Source organism: Flavobacterium sp. GT3R68, from assembly GCF_007109225.1.
Classification (GTDB): Bacteria; Bacteroidota; Bacteroidia; order Flavobacteriales; family Flavobacteriaceae; genus Flavobacterium.
Genome location: NZ_VJZK01000005.1, coordinates 20854 through 42388 on the forward strand (window position 1 = coordinate 20854; position 21535 = coordinate 42388).

The 21535-nt window shown below is 37.9% G+C and carries 17 protein-coding genes and 2 tRNA genes; 9 read left to right on the forward strand and 10 right to left on the reverse strand.

All coding sequences use genetic code 11. The annotated features are described in order from the left end of the window. Positions 1–28: 28 nt before the first annotated feature. Both FNW07_RS10240 and sppA read right to left on the reverse strand, forming a co-directional pair. Positions 29–2623: an AsmA-like C-terminal region-containing protein gene (locus FNW07_RS10240; protein WP_126745145.1), complete on the reverse strand. Its 2595-nt coding sequence runs from the start codon at positions 2621–2623 to the stop codon at positions 29–31. A gap of 95 nt (positions 2624–2718) precedes the next feature. Next, entirely contained in the window at positions 2719–4482 is a 1764-nt protein-coding gene (gene sppA / locus FNW07_RS10245) for a signal peptide peptidase SppA (protein ID WP_126745146.1), read from the reverse strand. Positions 4483–4620: 138 nt separating this feature from the next. On the opposite strand from sppA, the gene folK reads away from it, so the two are divergent. Beyond that, positions 4621–5754, forward strand: a complete 1134-nt coding sequence (gene folK / locus FNW07_RS10250) for a 2-amino-4-hydroxy-6-hydroxymethyldihydropteridine diphosphokinase (protein WP_126745147.1) — start codon at positions 4621–4623, stop codon at positions 5752–5754. Positions 5755–5760: 6 nt separating this feature from the next. On the opposite strand, the gene FNW07_RS10255 is transcribed toward folK, so the two are convergent. Together FNW07_RS10255 and FNW07_RS10260 are read right to left on the reverse strand one after the other, a co-directional pair. Then, a complete protein-coding gene (locus tag FNW07_RS10255) occupies positions 5761–6303 on the reverse strand; it encodes an RNA methyltransferase (RefSeq protein WP_126745148.1) in 543 nt (180 codons plus the stop codon). A 75-nt stretch (positions 6304–6378) separates the two neighbouring features. Further along, the gene (locus FNW07_RS10260; protein ID WP_126745149.1) at positions 6379–6855 is read right to left on the reverse strand and encodes a DUF1573 domain-containing protein; all 477 of its coding nucleotides are present in this window, start codon (positions 6853–6855) and stop codon (positions 6379–6381) included. Between the two features lie 198 nt (positions 6856–7053). Between FNW07_RS10260 and mutS the strand changes: the two genes are divergently transcribed. From mutS to FNW07_RS10285, 5 genes are all read left to right on the forward strand, one after another. Next, positions 7054–9651: a DNA mismatch repair protein MutS gene (gene mutS, locus FNW07_RS10265; RefSeq protein WP_370511509.1), complete on the forward strand. Its 2598-nt coding sequence runs from the start codon at positions 7054–7056 to the stop codon at positions 9649–9651. Between the two features lie 142 nt (positions 9652–9793). Next, positions 9794–9866: transfer RNA gene (locus FNW07_RS10270), tRNA-Gly, on the forward strand. 14 nt (positions 9867–9880) lie between these two features. Continuing rightward, positions 9881–9966, forward strand: a tRNA-Leu gene (locus tag FNW07_RS10275). A gap of 52 nt (positions 9967–10018) precedes the next feature. Next, the gene (locus FNW07_RS10280; RefSeq protein WP_126745015.1) at positions 10019–10300 is read left to right on the forward strand and encodes a GIY-YIG nuclease family protein; all 282 of its coding nucleotides are present in this window, start codon (positions 10019–10021) and stop codon (positions 10298–10300) included. Positions 10301–10402: 102 nt separating this feature from the next. Then, on the forward strand, positions 10403–10756 hold the full coding sequence (locus FNW07_RS10285; protein ID WP_126745016.1) for a DUF1508 domain-containing protein: 354 nt from the start codon (positions 10403–10405) through the stop codon (positions 10754–10756). A 120-nt stretch (positions 10757–10876) separates the two neighbouring features. Here the strand turns inward: FNW07_RS10285 and FNW07_RS10290 are convergent, their stop codons facing one another. The 4 genes from FNW07_RS10290 to FNW07_RS10305 all read right to left on the reverse strand — a co-directional run bounded on the left by FNW07_RS10290 (position 10877) and on the right by FNW07_RS10305 (position 15610). Further along, positions 10877–11122, reverse strand: coding sequence for a hypothetical protein (locus tag FNW07_RS10290; RefSeq protein WP_126745017.1), 246 nt, complete (start codon positions 11120–11122; stop codon positions 10877–10879). A gap of 194 nt (positions 11123–11316) precedes the next feature. Beyond that, on the reverse strand, positions 11317–13491 hold the full coding sequence (locus tag FNW07_RS10295) for a S46 family peptidase (protein ID WP_126745018.1): 2175 nt from the start codon (positions 13489–13491) through the stop codon (positions 11317–11319). 24 nt (positions 13492–13515) lie between these two features. After that, entirely contained in the window at positions 13516–13962 is a 447-nt protein-coding gene (locus tag FNW07_RS10300) for an N-acetyltransferase (RefSeq protein ID WP_126745019.1), read from the reverse strand. A 415-nt stretch (positions 13963–14377) separates the two neighbouring features. Continuing rightward, the gene (locus tag FNW07_RS10305; RefSeq protein ID WP_126745020.1) at positions 14378–15610 is read right to left on the reverse strand and encodes a 3-deoxy-D-manno-octulosonic acid transferase; all 1233 of its coding nucleotides are present in this window, start codon (positions 15608–15610) and stop codon (positions 14378–14380) included. Positions 15611–15710: 100 nt separating this feature from the next. Between FNW07_RS10305 and FNW07_RS10310 the strand changes: the two genes are divergently transcribed. From FNW07_RS10310 to FNW07_RS10320, 3 genes are all read left to right on the forward strand, one after another. Then, on the forward strand, positions 15711–16841 hold the full coding sequence (locus tag FNW07_RS10310; RefSeq protein ID WP_126745021.1) for a DegT/DnrJ/EryC1/StrS aminotransferase family protein: 1131 nt from the start codon (positions 15711–15713) through the stop codon (positions 16839–16841). A gap of 108 nt (positions 16842–16949) precedes the next feature. Beyond that, positions 16950–17963 (forward strand): UDP-glucose 4-epimerase GalE, encoded by a 1014-nt coding sequence (galE, locus tag FNW07_RS10315; protein ID WP_126745022.1) that lies wholly within the window; start codon positions 16950–16952, stop codon positions 17961–17963. A 308-nt stretch (positions 17964–18271) separates the two neighbouring features. Next, on the forward strand, positions 18272–19732 hold the full coding sequence (locus FNW07_RS10320; protein ID WP_126745023.1) for a hypothetical protein: 1461 nt from the start codon (positions 18272–18274) through the stop codon (positions 19730–19732). A 40-nt stretch (positions 19733–19772) separates the two neighbouring features. On the opposite strand, the gene FNW07_RS10325 is transcribed toward FNW07_RS10320, so the two are convergent. Both FNW07_RS10325 and fabD read right to left on the reverse strand, forming a co-directional pair. Further along, positions 19773–20450 (reverse strand): peptidoglycan DD-metalloendopeptidase family protein, encoded by a 678-nt coding sequence (locus FNW07_RS10325; RefSeq protein ID WP_126745024.1) that lies wholly within the window; start codon positions 20448–20450, stop codon positions 19773–19775. 127 nt (positions 20451–20577) lie between these two features. Further along, the gene (fabD, locus tag FNW07_RS10330; protein ID WP_126745025.1) at positions 20578–21453 is read right to left on the reverse strand and encodes an ACP S-malonyltransferase; all 876 of its coding nucleotides are present in this window, start codon (positions 21451–21453) and stop codon (positions 20578–20580) included. Between the last annotated feature and the right edge of the window lie 82 nt (positions 21454–21535).

Below are 21535 nucleotides of genomic sequence, written 5' to 3' on the forward strand. Positions count from 1 at the left end.
CAGGTGTTTTTGATTTTAGTTTCGGAAATTAAGGCGTTTTAGGTTCCTCTTTTTTCTTTTTACCAAACAAATCTTTTATTGCATTTGTAGCCTGGGTCTTGATGTCTTTTGGTGGCGCCGGGGTATTGGTTTTGGTAGTGTCCTTATCTTTTGGTTTGGTTCCACCAAGCAAACCGCCCAATGCACTGGTGCCTTGATTGATCAACTGGTCTTTTTGTTGTTTTAACAACTGCGTAGCCAAATTATTTACAGCCTGTTTCATGTCGGTGGAAACTTTCGGATTCTTAAAATTTCCGGTAAGTCCGGCATTGATTGGAATGTTTTCTAATTTTTTTGCTTCAGCAGGAGTTAATTTCGCTAATAATTTAGTTACTTCCGATCCTAGATATTTTGCAGGTACATCAAATTTTAAATCGTATTTCATGGATTGGTCGAAACCATGGGCGCCACCAACAGTAATTTTGATGTCCTGATACTTCAGGTCAAACGGTCTCACATTTACTTTACCATCCTTAAAAGTGATTGCGGCTTTCAAATCATTCAGATTCAATTTACTGACATCGATGAATTTTAAGTTGGAACCCAAAGTGGTCAATATTTGCGAATTATTCGAATTTACGGTTGTCGAAAGCAATTGGGCCAACAAGTCGCCGGTCACAGTTTTCAAATCCGGCGTCATTTCTTTGGCATCCAGATTTCCCGATAATTTGATGTTCGAATTTAATTTTCCGTTGATGATTCCCGCAATTGGAGCAATTTTTTTAAGCATATCTAATTGGGTAAACGTCTGAGCAATATCCACTGAATTTAATCCAAGTATCATATTGAAAACCGGAACTTTTCCTTTTGTCGAAACATTTCCGTTCACACCGATTGTCCCTCCGAAAATAGATGATTTCACATTTTCCAGCGTCACTTTTTCATCCTTCACTATTAATTTTCCGGAAACGTCTTTCAATATCAGATTGTCGTAAAGGACTGTATTGGCTCTGGCCGTCAATGTACAGTTAAGGAACGCCGGTATTTTCATTGCCTCTTTTGGTTTGGCTGCTCCTTTTGGATCTTCTGTAGTCATAAAATCCGATACCGCCAATTGATTGCATTGCAAGTTGAAATTACCTTTCAGTTCCTGATCTTTAAACAGAAACCCATAAAAATTCTCCAAAACCCCCGTTACATTTAAATCGCTTTTACCGGTTGTGGCATTAAACTGCTGTAAATTGACACGGCTCGGATTGAATTGTACTGCGGCCTGATGAATATTCAATGCTTTGCCATTTTCATCGGTATATTTGAACTGGGACAGACTCATCGTGCCCGAATTATAGATGTTCTCATACTGGCTTTTTTCAACCGATTGCATATCAAATTTTGTCACGACATCCGCTTTCAGGATTCCGGATAGTGGCTTGTCCATTTTTATAGGGTAAGCCTTTGATAAATTAGCCAAGTTTATGGTTCCTTTTAAAGCCGCGTCTACCAATGGATTTACCGTAATATTTTTAATATTGGCTTTCGCATTGAAAACATCCTGGTCAATCTGGAAGGACAATTGATCCAGATTTACATAAGTATCATTAAGAATTCCGGTTTCATTGATGATTTTGGTGTCAATGATGATGTTTTCTACCGTTTTTGGTAAATTAGGATATTTGAAAGAGGCATTGTTCGATGCAATTTTCACGTTAAATTGGGGAACCGTTGTGTCGGAATACAATCCTTTTGCAAAACCGGACACAGTAAAATCCCCGGAGGTTTTCACATCTTTCAAACTGCCGGAATAGGCCGATGGAATCAGCCCCAAAAAGTTTTGGAAAGAGGAAGTTGGCGTTTTGAAGGTCAGGTCGTATTGCTGCCCGGTTTCCACTAATTGGATGAAACCATCAAATTCCAGTGGTAATTGGTTGATTAATGCTTTGTTCATTTTGAAAGAATATTTGCTTTTATCCAAATCAATCCCTAAAACGGCATCGAGGGTCAAAGGTACTTTATTCATATAATTGATTTTGTCCATATCCAGCGATATCCGAGCTGTGGATTTTGTAACCAAATCCAATTTGGAGGCCGCAAAATCTCCTGTTCCGGAATGGTTCAGGCTGTCAATTTTCATTTTTATTTTGGATGCCTCATCAAAATATTTGAAAGTATAATTCTCGATTGTGTACTCTTTGATTTTTAAAGATAAAGGATCACTTTTACCGTCACGTTTGTCTTTGTCCTTTAAGGCGATATCAAAATTACCTATTCCGTCTTTATTGAAAATGATATTGATTAATCCGTTTTTAGAAGAAATAGCCTCAATATTCATGGCTTCATCTTTTCCTTTAAAAAGTTCCCTTATGGACATTTTTAGATTTAATTCGCCTAAATACACCAAAGTATCGCCGGCAAACGGAGCTTTATTAAGGATGCTCAATTTATCTATTGTAACATTTGCCTGAGGAAAACTCTTGAACAAACTCAAATCGGCATCGGCAAAAGCGACCGTCGCATCCAAATTTTCATTGATGGTAGCGGCGATTTTTGCTTTTATCTGATCCTGAAAAAAGTAGGGGATAGCGAATAGAGCTATGGCTAATAGTAAAATTAAAATTCCTATTATTTTTAAAATTTTCTTTATCATGGCTGTAAATTTGTGATATGCTAAATTATTAAATAAAAAGCCAACTTATCTAAAAAATTAAACAAGTTGGCTTTATGATACTAGTTGTATAAAGGTTACTTGATGTTGATTTCATAAGGCATCACCGCTTGAACTCCTTTTTTCTCGCTCATTTTTCGGATTTGTTCAATTACCCGGTAATTTTCTTCGCCTACTTCCTCCTTGATGAAACTTTCTTTTGATTTTATAAAAGGAACACCCAAGTTAGACAACAGATCGCGGAGATTCTTCTCGTATGTCGGGAAATTTTGGGTTTTGTAATTTTTTACTTTAGATAAAGTCGCTGCATGTTTCAATGCTTCATCCATACCACCGATTTTGTCAACCAATCCAATTTTTAAAGCTTCAGCACCAGACCAAACTCTTCCTTGAGCAATAGCGTCTACTTGCGCGAAAGTCATTTTTCTTCCGGCGGCAACGCGATTAACAAAAGTGGTATAAATCCTTTCGACACTTTCCTGTGTTACGGCTCTGAATTTGTCATCCAAAGGTTTGAAAACACTGTAATCGGCTGCATTTTGATGCGTATTCACCTGCTCCACATGAATCCCGATTTTATTTGTTAATGGTGCAAAATTTGGCAACGTCCCAAAAACACCGATAGAGCCGGTGATGGTATTGCTTTCGGCAAAAATCGTATTGGCGTTGCAGGCTATATAATACCCTCCCGAAGCCGCCAGATTCCCCATCGAAACTACGACGGGTTTTACTTTTTTGGTCAGTTCAATTTCACGCCAGATTAAATCCGATGTCAGCGCATTTCCCCCTGGACTGTCGATGCGCAGTACGATTGCTTTTACATTTTTGTCTTTTCGGGCTTCCTGAAGCGAACGACGCATAGAGCCTTCTCCGATATAATTCACATCGCCTTCACCACTGCCGATTTCTCCCTGCGCATAAATAATAGCAATTTTATCTTTTGCAGACTCTTTGGTTGAAGTTGTCGCCACATTTTCGGCATAATCGAGGATTGAGACTTTCTTGTAGTCTTCGTCCTTATCTACTTTCAATGCTTTTCTTATATCATCATGGTACACATCTTCGTAAGCGATTTTGTCTACCAATTTCTGTGCTTTTGCCATTTCCGGAGTTCGTCCCAATAAACCATTCGCGATTGCGTTCAAATTCGTTACAGAAATTTTTCTACTTTTCGAAATGTCGCTCACCATCGAATTCCATACCGAATTTAGTAATACAGTAATTTGTTCCCGATTGGCATCACTCATTTTGTTTTCCAAAAACGGTTCTACGGCACTTTTATATTTGCCATGACGGATAACTTCCATTTTCAAACCGGATTTCTCCTGAAAATCTTTAAAGAATAAAATTTCTGATGATAATCCTTTGAAATCCAATTCGCCCACGGGATTGATATAAATCTGGTCCGCAACCGAATTCAGATAATATTCTTTTTGGGTATACATGTTGGAATAAGCCAATACAAACTTTCCTGATTTCTTGAAGTCTTCCAATGCTGCTCTTAAGTTTTTGATTTGGGCCATACCTAAATGCGATTCATCGTTCAGGATTGAAATCCCTTTGATTTTAGTATCCGTTTTGGCTACATCAATGGCGTGGATGACATCGGACAGGCCATCATGGTGGACTTCGAAATAATCAAAATCCTTGAAGTTGAATTTCCCGCCATAATCATTTCTGACTTTGGACAAATCCAATTCAATAACTGAATTCCGGTCTACTGAAACATGTTCTGAGCTTCCGCCAAAAACAGCTGCAATGAATAGAATTCCGAAAAAGAACAGCATGCAAAAAATAAAAAGCCCCACTATGGTTGCCAGTACATTTCCTAAAAATTTCATATGATTTTTTGTAATAAGACGGATTGCTGTCAGAAAAGTTACGCGCCGTCTGTTTTAATTTTATAAAAAATAAATTTATTAACAGTCTGTGCAAATATACTTCTATTCTAAAATTCTTTTAGTTAATTTGTGGTTAATATGAAACTCCAGAACCAAGTCATTTTATCGATAGGAAGTAATCAGGGCGACCGACTTGAAAATATGGTTCAGTGTATCGATTTGATACATCAGAAAATCGGAACCGTTGTCAAAGTGTCCAACTTATATGAGACGCCTTCGTGGGGTTTTGCCAGCGATGCTTTTTATAACGGGGCGTTGATTATCCATACCCATAAATCGGCCCCAGAAGTCCTCGCCGAAATTTTTCAGGTCGAACATCTGTTAGGAAGAACCCGTTTGGAGCATGCCGGATACCAGCCGCGAAGTATCGATATTGATATTATCAGTTATAATGATGAAATCATGGAAAGCGAACATTTGCATATCCCGCATCCGCAAATGCAAAATCGCCTGTTTGTTTTGCTTCCGATGAAAGATCTGAAAACCGATTTCATTCATCCTGTATTTAATAAATCGATTTCGGAATTAATTGCCGATTGCCAAGATACCAGTGCCTGTGAAGTGGTCATGGAATTGAGGCGTCCACTAGGGAAATACAATCTGGAACAATTTAATTATATTGCCATTGAAGGAAATATTGGTGCCGGAAAAACTACATTGGCGAGTAAAATAGCAGAAGATTTTAATGCGAAAATAGTTTTGGAACGATTTGCAGATAACCCTTTTCTTCCGAAATTTTATCAGGACCAGAGTCGGTATGCCTTTTCATTGGAGATGTCATTTCTGGCTGACCGATACCAGCAATTATCGGATGATTTGGCCCAGTTTGACTTGTTCAAGGATTTTTTAGTGGCCGATTACCATATTTTCAAGTCTCTTATTTTTGCCAAAGTAACCTTGCCCGATGATGAATTCCGTTTGTACAGAAAGCTGTTTGAAATTATCTACAAAGAAATGCCGAAGCCCGATTTGTATGTTTATTTATATCAAAACACCGGACGTTTACTGGAAAATATAAAAAATCGGGGCCGATCGTATGAACAGGAGATACCCGCAGAATATCTGGATAATATCAATCGCGGTTATTTGGATTACATCAAATCACATACCGGATTAAATGTGTTGGTTATAGATGTTTCCGACAGGGATTTTGTGCAAAATCAGGATGATTATATTTTTATTCTGGATGAGATTCAAAAGAAACTCGGATAATGCTTGTTATTTATGATGCTCAAATTTCATTTTCGAAAACAAATCCCAAACCACTATTCCGGCAGTTACAGAGATATTTAACGAGTGCTTGGTTCCCAATTGCGGAATCTCAATACAGCCGTCGCATGCTTCAACTGCTTTTTGAGACACACCGAAAACTTCATTGCCAAACACCAACGCATATTTTTTTGTTGGATTCGCTTCAAAATTCTGCAGAAAAATGGCGCTTTCCACTTGTTCGATTGCCAAAACCGTGACCTGATCGTTTTTTAGTTTCTGAATCACTTCAATAACATCGGTAGAATGTTCCCAAGCTACGGTATCGGTAGCGCCTAATGCGGTTTTATTTATTTCCTTGTTTGGAGGGGTGGCTGTAATACCGCACAAATAGATTTTTTCAACTAAAAAAGCATCTGCAGTCCTAAATACAGAACCAATATTGTGCAGGCTTCTGATGTCATCAAGGATTAATATGATTGGGGTTTTATCGGCTCCTTTAAATTCTTCAATGGATATTCTTTCTAATTCGCTGTTTTCGAGCTTTCGCATATTTTGTTGATGATGTTTCAAAAAAAAAGCTTCCTAAATGAATTCAGGAAGCTTCGTATATTTGGATAATATTAATTAGCTTTTTGGAGCAGCAGGAGCTTCGTCACCTAAAACAGTTCCCTTAATAGTCAAAGTTTTACTTGGCATTCCTTCCGCATTAGAAATAACAGTTACAGTTTTGGTAAAAGGACCAACTCTGTCAGTAGCATATTTAACACCGATAACTCCTCTGGCTCCTGGAGCAATTGGCTCTTTAGGAGAAGTAGGAACGGTACAGCCGCATGAACCCTGTGTATTAGTGATAATTAATGGTTTAGTGCCGTTGTTAACGAAAACAAATTCACGCTGTCCATCAGCATTATGGGCTACAGTTCCGTAATCAATAGTTTCATTTTCGAAAACCATTCCGGCACCTTCAATCTTAGGAATTACAACCTTTGGAGTTACAACTTTAGTTACAACAGCTTTTTTAGTAGCTTTTTTAGTGGTTTGAGCATTAGAAGTAGTTACTCCTAAGACAGTTAGCGCAGCTAGTAAAAGTATTTTTTTCATTGTATTTAATTTAAATTAAAAGACAAATCTATATAAAAAAAAGTAATGACATTATAAATTTTTCTTAAAATTAAATTAATTTTTCTATTGCGGCGTATTGATTATAAAATTTTTAAATTCGCTGTCATAATTAATCACTCATTTTAAAACCCTCAAATTTTGGCTTCAAAAGATACTCAACCGAAAGAAACCCCGTTAATGAAGCAATATAACGAAATCAAAAGGAAATATCCTGATGCTTGTTTATTGTTCCGGGTGGGTGACTTTTACGAAACTTTTGGAGAAGATGCAGTTCGGGCTTCTAAAATTCTGGGGATTGTTCTCACAAAGCGTGGTGCGGGTTCCGAAACCGAAACGGCATTGGCGGGATTTCCACATCATTCCCTGAACACGTATTTGCCTAAATTGGTCAAGGCAGGATTACGGGTGGCTATTTGTGATCAGCTGGAAGATCCAAAATTGACCAAAACTATAGTGAAACGGGGTGTGACTGAATTGGTTACGCCGGGGGTATCGATGAATGATGAGGTGCTTCAATCGAAATCCAATAATTTTTTGGCATCCGTCTATTTCGGAAAAAAAACTATAGGAATTTCCTTTCTGGATGTTTCTACTGGAGAATTCCTGACTGCACAGGGGAATGATGAGTACATAGATAAACTACTTCAAAATTTCAATCCTAGTGAAGTTCTAATTCCAAAAAACAACAAGAACGATTTTAAGGAAATTTTCGGCGAGGATTACCATAGTTTTTATTTGGAAGATTGGATTTATAAAGAAGATTACGCTTTTGAAACCCTCACGAATCATTTTCAGACCGTTTCCCTAAAAGGTTTTGGAATTGAGGATTTGCACGAAGGCATTATCGCTTCAGGTGCCATTTTATATTATTTATCGGAAACCCAACACAATCGGGTACAGCATATCACTGCCATCCATCGTATCGCCGAGGATGCCTATGTGTGGATGGACCGTTTCACCATCCGGAATTTAGAACTGTATCATAGTTATAATCCAAATGCGGTGACGTTATTGGATGTTATTGACCGGACACTTTCGCCCATGGGTGGCCGTTTATTAAAACGCTGGTTAGCCTTGCCATTGAAGGACCTTAATAAAATCAGAAACAGGCATGAAGTGGTCTCGTATTTAAAGGAGAATACCGATGTCTTAAAAACGATCCAGCAACATATCAAGCAGATTTCTGATTTGGAACGATTGATCTCTAAAATTGCTGCAGGAAAAGTTTCACCAAGGGAAGTGGTGTATTTGAAAGAATCCTTGGACGCGATTATCCCTATAAAAGTGCTGGCACTGGCTAGTCCACAGGAAGCCGTGAAAATTATCGGAGACAGCCTGCACAGTTGTGAGTTGTTACGGGAAAAAATTAATACTACGTTAAATCAGGACGCGCCGGTCGCTATTGCAAAAGGGAATGCGATTGCCAAAGGAATAAATGAAGAGCTTGATGATTTGAGGGCCATTTCCACATCCGGAAAAGAATATTTGGAAGGCATTGAAAAGAGGGAATCGGAACGAACCGGAATTACGTCGCTGAAAATCTCTTTCAATAATGTGTTTGGATATTACATAGAAGTCCGCAATACGCATAAGGATAAAGTTCCTGCAGAATGGATCCGGAAACAGACTTTGGTCAATGCGGAACGATACATTACCGAAGAGCTAAAAGAATATGAAACTAAAATTCTGGGTGCAGAGGAAAAAATCCACAAACTGGAGTTGGAACTATTCGAACAATTAGTAGCCTGGATTACAACATATATCAAGCCGGTTCAGTTGAACGCGAACTTAATTGCCCAATTGGATTGTTTGACTTCCTTTACGCAATTAGCCATTGAGAATAAATATGTATGTCCGGAACTGGATGAAACTTTTGAACTGGATATCAAAAACGGAAGGCATCCGGTTATAGAAAAACAATTGCCGGTGGGAACTCCGTATATTGCAAACGATGTTTATCTGGATCGGGATACCCAGCAGTTGATCATGATAACGGGTCCCAATATGTCCGGTAAATCGGCTATTTTGCGTCAAACGGCCTTGATTGTGCTGTTGGCTCAAATGGGAAGTTTTGTTCCGGCGGATAGCGTCCGAATCGGGATTATTGACAAAATATTTACCAGGGTAGGGGCATCCGATAATATTTCTATGGGTGAATCCACTTTTATGGTTGAGATGAATGAAACTGCCTCGATTTTGAACAACATCTCCGACAGAAGTTTGGTTTTGTTGGATGAAATTGGGCGAGGAACGAGTACGTACGATGGGATTTCAATTGCTTGGGCTATCGCCGAATTTTTACATGAGCATCCTTCAAGTCCCAAAACACTTTTTGCAACGCATTATCATGAGTTAAACCAGATGACGGATATGTTGCCGCGAATACAAAATTACAATGTCTCGGTAAAAGAACTGAAAGACACCGTTCTTTTTATTCGGAAGTTAGTCAAAGGAGGAAGTGCCCACAGTTTTGGAATCCATGTGGCAAAAATGGCGGGAATGCCGCAAACCGTTATTCTGAAAGCACAGAAGTTATTGAAGAAACTGGAAAAAGATCATTCCGGTGAAGCATTGAACGGCATAAAGTCGGCAAAAGATGGCTCGAGCCTAAAAGGCGAACAGGCGGAGCAAATACAGATGAGTTTCTTTAATCTGGATGATCCTTTATTGGAAGAAATCAAGGAAGAAATCCTGAATCTGGACATAAATACACTGACGCCGATTGAGGCCCTGATGAAACTGAATGAGATTAAGAGAATGTTAACCAAGAAGTAATTCAGGATTAAAGCATGGGTTATCAGTTGATTAATTTTTTAGATCTATTTTTTTATAAAAAACGCTTGTGTAATTGAATTAATGTATTAAATTTGCCACCGCAATACACGATAAGTATAGCAGTTCTTAATAAAGATGAAATGCGAAAATAGCTCAGTTGGTAGAGCGCGACCTTGCCAAGGTCGAGGTCGCGGGTTCGAGCCCCGTTTTTCGCTCAACACCACATAATGCTCGGATGGTGAAATTGGTAGACACGCTGGACTTAAAATCCAGTGAACAGCAATGTTCGTGCGGGTTCAAGTCCCGCTCTGAGTACTAAAAAGCTTCAAACTATGTTTGGAGCTTTTTTATTAAATAATTTTTTCAAATGTATTTTATATATATAATTTATTCTAAAAAATTAAATAGATATTACATTGGAACAACTGATGATATTGAAAAAAGATTGAATGAACATAATGCGGGTTTTTATAGAGATTCGTTTACGGTAAATGGTATACCTTGGGAATTATGTTTGGATTATGGATGTGAATCAAGTGAGAAGGCTTATAGTTTAGAAAAATTTATAAAAAGGATGAAATCCAGAAAATTTTTAGAAAAAGTAATCAGTAATCCAGATGTTTTACGAGATATTCAAAATAAATTATAACGTTTGTGCGGGTTCAACTCCGAAGCTTCGGAGCCGCTCTGAGTACTAAAAAGCTTCAAACTATGTTTGGAGCTTTTTTATTTTTAACTAATTCTTATTTCAATGGGTGCCTTTGTAATCAGCAAGCGTTTGAGTGGGGAGTATAAATATGAATTCACTTCTAGAAAAGGCAAGCCAATATTCACGAGCAATAGCTTTGAACTGCGATTTGAATGCGAGGAGGAAATCGAATATTTAAAAGCTTCATTGGAAGGCATAACTTTTTTAAAATTCAAATCGTCTAAAGGCAAATATTTTTTCAGGCTTATTGTTGATAAAAGAGAAATTGCCATCAGCCGAAAATACACTACTGAATTGCTTTTGCAAAAAGGAATTAAAGAGATATCGACTTATGCGTCAAAATCAGATATTCTTGATTTTTCTAATGATGCTTTTGTTTTTCCAGATCTGGATTGAAAAATGAAAAAAAAAAGAGCCGCGCATTGCGTGGCTCTTTTTTTTGCGCTTCAACTGGGTAATAGCAATAAAAAAGCCACGCATTGCGTGGCTTTTAAAATTTTTAGAATTGGATTCTAATTATTTTTTTGCAGCATCAGTAGCAGTTGCAGCAGCATCAGTAGCAGTTGCAGCAGCATCAGTAGCAGTTGCAGCAGCTTCAGTAGCTTCAGTAGCAGCTGAATCAGCAACTACAGCAGCATCTTCAGCAACTTCAGTAGCTTCAGTAGCTTCTACTGTAGTTTCTTCTGTTTTTTCTTCTGCTTGTTTACAAGATACAACTGTCAATGCAGCAACTAGTGCTAAACTTAAAAATACTTTTTTCATCTTACTTAATTATAAAAGGTTAATTATTAATTCGAGGCAAAGATATAAATTTTTTGATATGTAAAATTATTTTTCAATTTTTTTTTCAAAAATAATATTCTATTGCAACAGTCTAACATTTAACAACTATCATACCAAAATAACAGTGGATTTTAAAAAAATATCGTTTTTTATCGCGATGCCTTACAAAAAGTTTATTTTTTCCTGAGATTCTTCTTTTTCACTGCTTTGACCTGCTTAGGATGGACTAATTTTAATTCATTTATTAAATTGGTTGCCCCCGCATATTTATCCATTATGAACAATACGTAGCGAATATCTACCATAATATTCCGGCAAATGCTCGGGTCATAATAGATGTCACTCATGGTGCCTTCCCAAACCCTGTCAAAGTTTAATCCGATAAGATTTCCGTAGGCATCCACCGCGGGACTTCCTGAATTTCCTCCTGTGGTGTGATTCGTGCCTATAAAACAAACCGGCATTTTTCCTTTTTCGCCATACTGGCCATAGTCTTTGGCGTTGTATAAATCGATCAGCTTCTTTGGTACATCAAATTCGTAATCACCAGGGATATATTTTTCCATCACCCCATCCAAATACGTCATATGGGTATATACCGTAGCGTCTTTTGGCTCATAACCTTTCACTTTTCCATAAGTAACACGCAACGTGCTGTTGGCATCCGGGAAAATACGGGAATCTTTATTTAGTTCCAATTGTGCTTTCATATAAGCACGCTGCAATGCCGTAATTCTTAAATTGATTTCGTCATATTTTGGAGCAACATCCTTATGGTATTTATCGCTCAGTTCCTTAACGAATTGAAATCCTTTGTCATTGTTTAGGTTAGCTAACACCGTTTTCGTATCGCCGGTAAGCAGCTCTTTCAAGCCATTATAATTGGTTAATTTTGATTTCTCATAAATATCCGCCGCCAGATTTTTGGCATTTACATTAGATAAAGACGCCGGTATAAATTGTTTAGGCGATTTTGTAGCATACAATTCGATTAACTGCTCAAAAACCTTGGCGTCAACTTCCGCGTTAAAATCTTTATAAAAACCACCTAAATCCTTGATCAGATTATTTTTTCTGTCAGTAAATGATTGTTCGCCCTTAGTTGTATAAACTTGTTCTAATTGATAAAGTTTATAACCCACGCTCAACATTTCGGTGTTTCTTTGAACGATTTCCAGAAAATAATCACGTGACAATGCATAAGGGGCTATTTCGGTATAGTTTTTTTCAAAATCAGCAAGTAAATTGCCATATTCCGATTGTTTTCCGGCTTTAATTATTTTTTGCTGGAATGCTCTTTCGGCGTCTCTTTTGATGGCAACGGCATTGGATTTTTTCAGACCTTGTGTCTCACCTATCCATTTTTTCCAATAATTCGCAATACCGGCATACTTGGATGCATATTGGATTTTAATTGCATTGTTCTTTCTCATAAAACCATCGGCAACTTTCAGTGCACGATCACGGATTTCAATTTTTGCCGGATTCAATTCATTTGCGATCTGCGCAATAGCAACTGCAGGCAGATATTCATTTGTTTTCCCAGGATATCCAAAGACCATGGTGAAATCGTCTTCTTTCACACCATCCAGTGAAACCGGTAAAAAGTGCTTCGGGGTATACGGTACATTGTCTTTCGAATAAGCCGCAGGATGATTGTTTTTATCAGCGTAGATTCGGAACAAAGAAAAATCTCCGGTATGTCTGGGCCAAATCCAATTATCCGTATCCGAACCGAATTTTCCAATTAATGAAGGTGGAGCGCCTACTAAACGAACATCTTTAAAGGTTTCCGTTACAAAAAGCATGTATTGGTTTCCTTCGAAAAAAGTACGGATTTTATTTTCCTGCCAGCTTTCTTTAGGTAAGGAAGTCGATAAAAAGGCGATGTTTTCCTGAATTTTCTTCTGTTTTTCAGCTTCAGAAGTAAGTGAAGCCACACCATTCAATACCTGTGTGGTTACATCTTCGATTTTGACAATAAAGGTTACCACCAAATTTTCATTCGGCAATTCCTCTTCCATTTTATAAGCCCAAAAACCATCCGTCAGATAATCGTGATCTACTGTAGAATGCGTTTGGATTGCACTGAAACCACAATGGTGATTGGTTAATATCAGACCTTTTGGCGAAATTACTTCCGAAGTACAGCCACCATTAAAATGAGGAACAGCATCTTTCAGACTCGAATGATTTACATCATAAATGTCTTTTGCGGTCATTTTCATGCCCAGACTTTTCATTTCTTTTTCATTCATTCCCTGCAAAAGCGAAGGAATCCACATACCGCCTTGTTGTGCTTGGGTCTGCAAGACAAATAATAAAAGAAGTAATTTTAAAAATTTCATAGGATTAAAATTTGATTTGGGATTTTATTTGACAATGTATTTCATCAGTTTTCGATGGTGGAATACAAAATCGTTGGCAAGATACAATTTTTGAGCCTTTTCATTGTGTTCTTCGACCTCAAGGTAGATAATTTTCAGATTTAAATGTTTGGCTTCGGTATGGATGAAGTCAATCGTTTGGCGCCCAATGCCTTTACCGCGGACGGATTCCGAAAGATACAGTTCGTCAAGAATAGCGATTTTGCCCTGATATTCAAACATAAATACAAAAGTCAGAATCACATAACCTATAGGCGTTTCATCTTCCAGAATCATCCAGGCTTTTCCAAAATGTTCGTTTTCTATAAATTGAGAAAAAAGCGCTCTGGATTTTTCCGGATCGATCGGATAGCCGTCAATCGCATAGAATTCCTGCATCATCTGAAGGATGACTTCAATGTATGAGTTTTCGAAGGGTTTAAATGTGATCATCTGAATATAATGTAAAAAAACATTTCAATGATTAATATTAAAATTAAAGGGAGGATAATTATCGAAGTTAAAGAGAACCAAATAGAATGTTTGATGAGATTTTCATATTTTCCGTTATATTTTTCCAAAATTATTTCTCTTTTTCTTTTTTGGAAATAATTAAAATAGTCAAAAACGGTAAATATAAAAATCGAAAAAAACAATACAAAATTTTTGACGTCTGCAGATTTATCGTAATACTCAAACCAATTTAATACGCCACTTATATTTAATTTATGGAGAAGAAACAAAGATGGAGCAAAAAATATCAAAATTTGTCTTGCAATAAAAACCATATGTAATTTAAATAAATTAGATAAGTCATTAGGGTATTTCATTCCTCGATATTCCAAATAATATAATTTCTCCATCATAATTAAGTGGTAATATTTTTCAGAATAGTAGCTGTCGCATTTTTATTCATTTGCACGAAAGTGCTGCAGATATGGCCTTTTTCATATCGGATGTCTTCGTTTTGAATCAGGTTTTCAAACGCATCATTCAGTTCCTTCTGATTGGAAACGCTGATACAGCCTTCCATATTGACCAATGCTGTTGCTTCTGCAAAGTGCGAAAAATTCGCTCCGATTACAATTGGAACCCCAAAAGTGGCGGGTTCTAAAATATTATGAACTCCCGGATTTCCGAAACCACCGCCTACATACGCGATGTCGGCATAACTGTAAATTTTGGTCAGGATACCAATGGTGTCTATGACAAAAACATCATAATCGGCAAGATTTGCATTTTCTTTTTCCGAGAACAAAATCGTTTTTTTGGAAATGCTGTTTTTCAATTGCTGGATCTGCTCCTTTTTGATGTTATGGGGAGCAATGATGAATTTTACCTTATGAAGTGTCGAATTGATAAAATTTACAAGCAAATTTTCGTCTTTCGGCCACGAACTTCCCACCACAATGGTCAGGCTGTTGTTTTTAAATTCCTCTATAAACTTCAGAGTATTGTCTTTTTCCAAAATAGCCGCCACCCGATCAAAACGGGTATCGCCCGAAACAGTAACATTCGTTTTTCCGAGCTGTAGCAATAGTTCTTTCGATTTGGTATTTTGTACAAAAAAATGTTTGAAAGCATCCAGGGCATTTCGGTAAAATCCACCATACCATTTGAAGAACAATTGGTTTTTTCTGAAAATTCCGGAAATCAGATACGTTGGGACTTGCTGTTTTTTTAGTTCGTTCAGATAATTGGGCCAATATTCATATTTGATAAAAAATGCCATGTCAGGGTGAACAGCTTCTATGAAACGGGCTGCATTGTTGCGGGTGTCCAAAGGCAAATAAATCGTGACATCGGCCACGGAGTTGTTTTTTCGGACTTCAAAACCGGAAGGCGAAAAGAAAGTCAGCACGATTTTATGCTTCGGAAAGCGCTCTTTTATTTTTTCAATGACAGGTACGCCTTGTTCATATTCGCCCAAAGACGCAGCGTGAACCCAAATCGTTTTGTCTGAAGGAGATATATTTTCCGCTAAAACAGAAAATACCGTTTTCCTTCCCTCCACAAAAAGCTGCATTTTGAGGCTGAAAAGGGCAATTAATTTTATGATTTGTGCGGTGAGAATCACCATCAGGTTGTACAGAAAAAACATAGGCACGGAATTGTGTGGCTAAATTACGTCACTTTCTATAATTTTCATTGTTGTCAGTCATTAAATTAGTAATTTTGCTTGTTTTAAATTTATACTTGAGATGAAAAAAATCCAGATGGTTGACCTGAAAGGGCAATACGAACGCATAAAGGAAACGGTAAACCACGCTATTCAGGAAGTTTTGGATACCAATACATATATCAACGGACCGCAAGTCCACCAATTCCAAAAATCATTAGAAGAATATCTTGATGTGAAGCACGTTATTCCTTGTGCCAACGGAACTGATGCGTTACAAATTGCGATGATGGGACTGGATTTAAAACCGGGCGACGAAGTCATTACAGCCGATTTTACGTTTGCCGCCACTGTTGAGGTAATTGCGCTGTTACAATTGACCCCAGTGTTAGTCGATGTCGATTTGGATACGATGAACATTTCTATAGAAGCCATTAAACAGGCCATTACACCAAAAACCAAAGCGATTGTACCGGTTCATTTATTTGGACGCGCGGCAAATATGGATGCCATTATGGAAATAGCCGAAGCGCATAATTTATTCGTTATCGAAGACAATGCACAGGCTATCGGCGCTAATCACACCTCGAAAAAAGGAGTGAAAAGCAAAGTCGGGACCATCGGACATGTAGCATCAACCTCATTTTTTCCTTCTAAAAATTTAGGATGTTACGGTGATGGTGGTGCAATATTTACTAATGATGATGCCTTGGCTCACAAGCTCAGGGGAATTGTAAACCACGGAATGTACGTGCGGTACCATCATGATGTTGTGGGAGTAAATTCAAGACTGGACAGTGTTCAGGCGGCTGTTTTGAACGCAAAATTACCTTTATTGAATACCTATAATTTGGCACGTCGTGAAGCGGCGGCCAAATACAATGCCGCGTTCGCCGGACATGAGAATATTGTGATTCCAACCTTTGAGTCAAACGGGGATGATCACGTTTTCCATCAATACACGTTGCGTATTATTGATGCCGACAGGGATGCTTTGATGAGTCATTTATTAGGTAAAGATATTCCGTGTGCGATTTATTACCCCATACCGTTGCATTCCCAAAAGGCATACATGAATGTAAGGTACAAAGAGGAAAATTTCCCAGTAACGAATCAATTGGTCAAAGAAGTGATTTCATTGCCGATGCATACCGAACTGGACGAGGTGCAGATTCAATTCATCACCGACAGTGTGTTGGAATTTTTAAAATAATTTTTTCAGGAGCTATTTCCTGCTCTCCGCTGTATTCACGCCAAAAAGCGTGGGATGCCGCTTCCATCAGGGCTAACATTCAATCAATCATATACAAAATTAGTTTTCATGAAAATAGTAGTAACAGGAGGTTTAGGTTTTATAGGTTCGCATACCGTGGTGGAATTGCAGAACGAAGGTTACGAAGTCGTTATTGTCGACAATCTTTCCAATTCTTCCGAAGACGTTCTTAAAGGAATTGTTGCCATTACCGGTAAACAACCCATTTTTGAAAAATTGGACTTAAGAGAAAAAGCGGCGGTTCAGAACTTTTTCCAAAAACACACTGACATTTCAGGGGTGATTCACTTTGCTGCCTCAAAAGCCGTGGGCGAAAGTGTTGAAAATCCGTTGCTATATTATGAAAATAACATCAGTGCTTTGGTATATCTGTTACAGGAATTACAACAAAAACCCGAAGCACATTTTATTTTCAGTTCGTCCTGTACTGTCTATGGTCAGGCCGAAAAGATGCCAATCACCGAAGACGCCTCTATTCAAACTGCTATGTCGCCATATGGAAATACTAAACAAATTGGCGAGGAAATCATTACGGATGTTGCAAAAGTGAGCAATATCAATGCCATCCTATTGCGTTATTTCAACCCAATCGGTGCCCATCCTTCCGCAGAAATTGGGGAATTGCCAATTGGGATTCCACAAAATTTAGTGCCATTCATCACGCAGACTGGATTTGGTTTGAGAAATGAATTATCCGTTTATGGAGATAACTATCCAACACCGGATGGTACTTGTATTCGTGATTATATTCACGTGGTAGATTTGGCGAAAGCCCATGTCGTAGCCTTACAGCGGTTGTTAAATAAGAAAAACAGCGATAAGATTGAAATTTTCAATTTGGGAACAGGAACCGGCAGCTCGGTTTTGGAAGTAATTAACACTTTTGAAAAAGTGAGCGGTAAAAAATTACCTTATAAGATTGTTGACAGACGGGAAGGGGATATCACTTCGGCGTATGCCAATACCGATAAAGCGAATAATGTGCTGGGCTGGAAGGCAAAATCTACGTTAGAAGACGGTCTGGCCAGTGCCTGGAAATGGGAACAGAAGATCCGTTCTTGAAAATTGAAATTCTTTTAGTAAACAAAAATCCCAAATGATCATACAGATGATGATTTGGGATTTTAAATTTCAATGGCATCCCAAACTTGTCAATAAGGACAGTTTGGGATTTTTTGGTTGCAAGCATATTTTCTATTGTTTATAAAATGTTTGGATGTGGAGCAAACAAGTGCTGTTAAGCACAGAATTTTGTTCCATAAAAAAGCTAAATACTGTATTTCGTCGGATTTTTTGGTTTTTTATCGATAATAAAACCATAATGAATTTTTCTCCGTAAGTGGATTTAACGAAATATAAAATCTTCTGAAATGAAAAAAATTATACCATTATTAGTTTGTTTAGTCAGTTTTGCATCTTCAAAGGCGCAAGTGGGAATTGGGACAACAAATATTGAAAATGGAGTGCAATTACAAATAGAAAGTAATTCAAAAGGCTTATTAATTCCAAGAGTAATTTTGACTTCAACTTCGGTTGAGGCGCCGGTTGGACCTTCTCCTATTGCCGCTGGAGTCTTAATTTATAATACAGCCACTAATGGTTCTGGCGAAACAGCCGTAACGCCGGGTTTTTATTATTGGACAGGAACAATATGGACCTCTTTAAAAGCAACATCGGGGCAAAATTGGTCCTTGTCGGGAAATGCAACAACTACTCCCGGATCCAATTATTTAGGAACTTCGGACAATGTAAACCTTCAAATTAAAACCAACAATGCTTTGCGCATGACTGTTGAAAATGACGGACAAGTTATTGTAGGGAGTAATACCACACCATTAGCCAGTACTTTAATGAGTATTTATCCCGGAAGTGGGCAGGTAGGTTTGTATGTTTCGAGTACTAATTCACAAAGAACCATTAGGGCATTATCGGCATCCAATTCACAATTTGTGATCGATGGCGGAAATTTAGATGCCACCGGAGGCAATGGTGTTATTGGAATCAGTGCTAATCCTGTTGCCAATACCAGTGCAACAGTTGTTGGGGTTAGAGGAGTTGCGGGAAGGACTACATTTACCGAACTTGATGGGGAAGCAGTTGGAGTTGCCGCTTCGGGAACCACAGGTTTGCATGTTCGAGGTGTTGGTAAAAATACAACTGTAGATTTTAATGCAGCTTATTTTGAATATGATGAGGATGATAATTTGAGTACCAGTTCTGGCCCATTTGCCAGAATAGCCGGAAAGGATGTAAATTATTTTACATCAGGAACAACTGCAGCAAGACGGGATGTAGTCTATGGAGGTTACTTTGATGCGAATACTTCGGCTACCGACTATGTATTTGTAGGGGCGAAAAATAACGGCACTTCTTACAAGGTTTTAGGAGGAGGTTCTGTATCAACTATGATTGAAGACAAGGCGGGAAACAACAGAATTCTTCATGCTACTGAAACACCAGAAATTCTTTTTGAAGATTTCGGTATTGGGAAATTACAAAATGGAGAAGTCAGAATTACATTAGATCCATTATTATCCGATCATATTTTTGTAGATGAAAAGCACCCGATGAAAGTGTTTATCCAATTGGAAGGAGATTGTAATGGTGTATATGTTACTGCCAAATCAAAAGAAGGTTTTATGGTAAAAGAGCTGAAAAATGGAAAATCGAGTGTTTCCTTTTCATGGAATATTGTTGCTAACCGTGCCGATGAAAAAGATTCCAATGGCAACATTGCCTCTAAGCACGTAGATGTTCGTTTTCCTATCGGACCAAAACGATTGGAACAATCCAAACAAAAACTGGCAAAATACGATATTGAGATGAAATAATGATTAACAGAAATCCCAAAATGTCAGTTTGGGATTTCTGTTATATGATTTTGAGTAATAAATTAGGGTCAGGACAGTTCTCAGAGTAATATTCTAAATCTTTTTGGCTACAAACCCCGGGATAATCGCCGCTGTAATATTTAATATTTTTAATCAATTGAAAATGTAGATGTGGTGCATAATCTCCATTTACGGAAGCATCACCTAAGGCGGCAATTTGCTGTCCTTTATGCACTGTTCTTCCCACTTCCATTCCTACTAAACTCTGTTCGGATAAATGTCCATATAAAGTATAAAAAGTCATGTTTTCAATTTGATGTTCTAAAATGATCGTAGGGCCATAATCTCCAATGGATTTATTATTTTGAAAACTGTGTACTTTCCCATCTAATGCTGCTAAAACTGACGTTCCCGCTTTTATCCATAAATCTAAACCAATATGAATGTTTCGCTCTTCGGAAATGTCATTTTTAAAAACGGTACTTCTTTTGTATAAATTTCGGACTTCCCGATATCCTCCAAATGCAACTTCAGCATCATTCTTCGTTAAATTATTTTCAATATACGCTTCAAAAGCAATAGCGTCAGTAAGGTTTAAACTAGCCAGGTCACTATTAGACGCACTTAAATCAAGAGGTATATAATATTTATAATCAATGGACGCATCAATTACTTTTACATTATTAATTTTTTGAAGTAGTTCTAAAAAAGTTGACATTTTATCTAAGTTTTTTCAAATATAAAAAATCCTCACAAACTTTCATTCATAAGGATTGAATTTCACTAAGGTTAATATTTTTAACTAATGTTATTAAATATTCTTGCTTTGATTCACGATTGTCAACTTAGGCCGTAATCGTTTCCATTTCTTTATTGATTTTATTAACTAGTCCAACCAACACTTTTCCGGGTCCGACTTCGGTAAAGGAAGTGGCACCATCGGCAATCATTTGTTGTACCGATTGGGTCCATTTTACCGGAGCGGTCAATTGGATAATTAAGTTTTTTTTGATTTCCATTGGATCTGATACGGCAAGCGAGGTCACGTTCTGATAAACCGGACAGATAGGAGTGGAGAATGTGGTCGCTTCAATGGCAGCGGCCAGTTCTTCTCTTGCCGGCTCCATCAACGGGGAATGGAAGGCGCCTCCGACAGGCAACAACAAAGCTCGTTTTGCTCCCGCGGCTTTCATCGCTTCACACGCTTTTTCCACGGCAGTATATTCGCCTGAAATTACCAGTTGGCCCGGACAGTTATAATTAGCTGCCACGACCATTCCATTAGTTGCATCACATACTTCTTCTACAATTTTGTCGTCTAAGCCTAAAACAGCTGCCATCGTTGACGGCTTGACTTCGCAAGCTTTTTGCATTGCTAACGCACGCTGTGAAACTAATTTCAGACCGTCTTCAAACGACAAAGTTCCATTAGCCACCAAGGCGGAAAATTCACCCAATGAGTGTCCTGCCACCATTTCGGGCTGAAAACTATCGCCCATCGTTTTTGCCTGGATTACCGAGTGCAAAAATACCGCCGGCTGCGTAACTTTAGTTTCTTTCAATTCTTCTGCAGTGCCTTCAAACATGATGTCTGTAATGCGGAAACCCAATATTTCATTCGCTTTTTCAAACAGTTCTTTGGCTAAAGGGGAATTTTCATAGAGGTCTTTGCCCATTCCTGTGAATTGTGCACCCTGACCTGGAAATACGTATGCTTTCATCTGTAGTTTTTTGTTTAAGTTTATTTATCAGATGGAATGCCAGAAGGCATTTCATATTTTATTAAAAGATTGAATTTCTAAA

Bases quoted from the DNA above. Each gene is read 5' to 3' on its own strand.
- FNW07_RS10240 (WP_126745145.1), bottom strand. From the start codon at position 2,623: ATGATAAAGAAAATTTTAAAAATAATAGGAATTTTAATTTTACTATTA.
- sppA (WP_126745146.1), bottom strand. From the start codon at position 4,482: ATGAAATTTTTAGGAAATGTACTGGCAACCATAGTGGGGCTTTTTATT.
- folK (WP_126745147.1), top strand. From the start codon at position 4,621: ATGAAACTCCAGAACCAAGTCATTTTATCGATAGGAAGTAATCAGGGC.
- FNW07_RS10255 (WP_126745148.1), bottom strand. From the start codon at position 6,303: ATGCGAAAGCTCGAAAACAGCGAATTAGAAAGAATATCCATTGAAGAA.
- FNW07_RS10260 (WP_126745149.1), bottom strand. From the start codon at position 6,855: ATGAAAAAAATACTTTTACTAGCTGCGCTAACTGTCTTAGGAGTAACT.
- mutS (WP_370511509.1), top strand. From the start codon at position 7,054: ATGAAGCAATATAACGAAATCAAAAGGAAATATCCTGATGCTTGTTTA.
- FNW07_RS10280 (WP_126745015.1), top strand. From the start codon at position 10,019: ATGTATTTTATATATATAATTTATTCTAAAAAATTAAATAGATATTAC.
- FNW07_RS10285 (WP_126745016.1), top strand. From the start codon at position 10,403: ATGGGTGCCTTTGTAATCAGCAAGCGTTTGAGTGGGGAGTATAAATAT.
- FNW07_RS10290 (WP_126745017.1), bottom strand. From the start codon at position 11,122: ATGAAAAAAGTATTTTTAAGTTTAGCACTAGTTGCTGCATTGACAGTT.
- FNW07_RS10295 (WP_126745018.1), bottom strand. From the start codon at position 13,491: ATGAAATTTTTAAAATTACTTCTTTTATTATTTGTCTTGCAGACCCAA.
- FNW07_RS10300 (WP_126745019.1), bottom strand. From the start codon at position 13,962: ATGATCACATTTAAACCCTTCGAAAACTCATACATTGAAGTCATCCTT.
- FNW07_RS10305 (WP_126745020.1), bottom strand. From the start codon at position 15,610: ATGTTTTTTCTGTACAACCTGATGGTGATTCTCACCGCACAAATCATA.
- FNW07_RS10310 (WP_126745021.1), top strand. From the start codon at position 15,711: ATGAAAAAAATCCAGATGGTTGACCTGAAAGGGCAATACGAACGCATA.
- galE (WP_126745022.1), top strand. From the start codon at position 16,950: ATGAAAATAGTAGTAACAGGAGGTTTAGGTTTTATAGGTTCGCATACC.
- FNW07_RS10320 (WP_126745023.1), top strand. From the start codon at position 18,272: ATGAAAAAAATTATACCATTATTAGTTTGTTTAGTCAGTTTTGCATCT.
- FNW07_RS10325 (WP_126745024.1), bottom strand. From the start codon at position 20,450: ATGTCAACTTTTTTAGAACTACTTCAAAAAATTAATAATGTAAAAGTA.
- fabD (WP_126745025.1), bottom strand. From the start codon at position 21,453: ATGAAAGCATACGTATTTCCAGGTCAGGGTGCACAATTCACAGGAATG.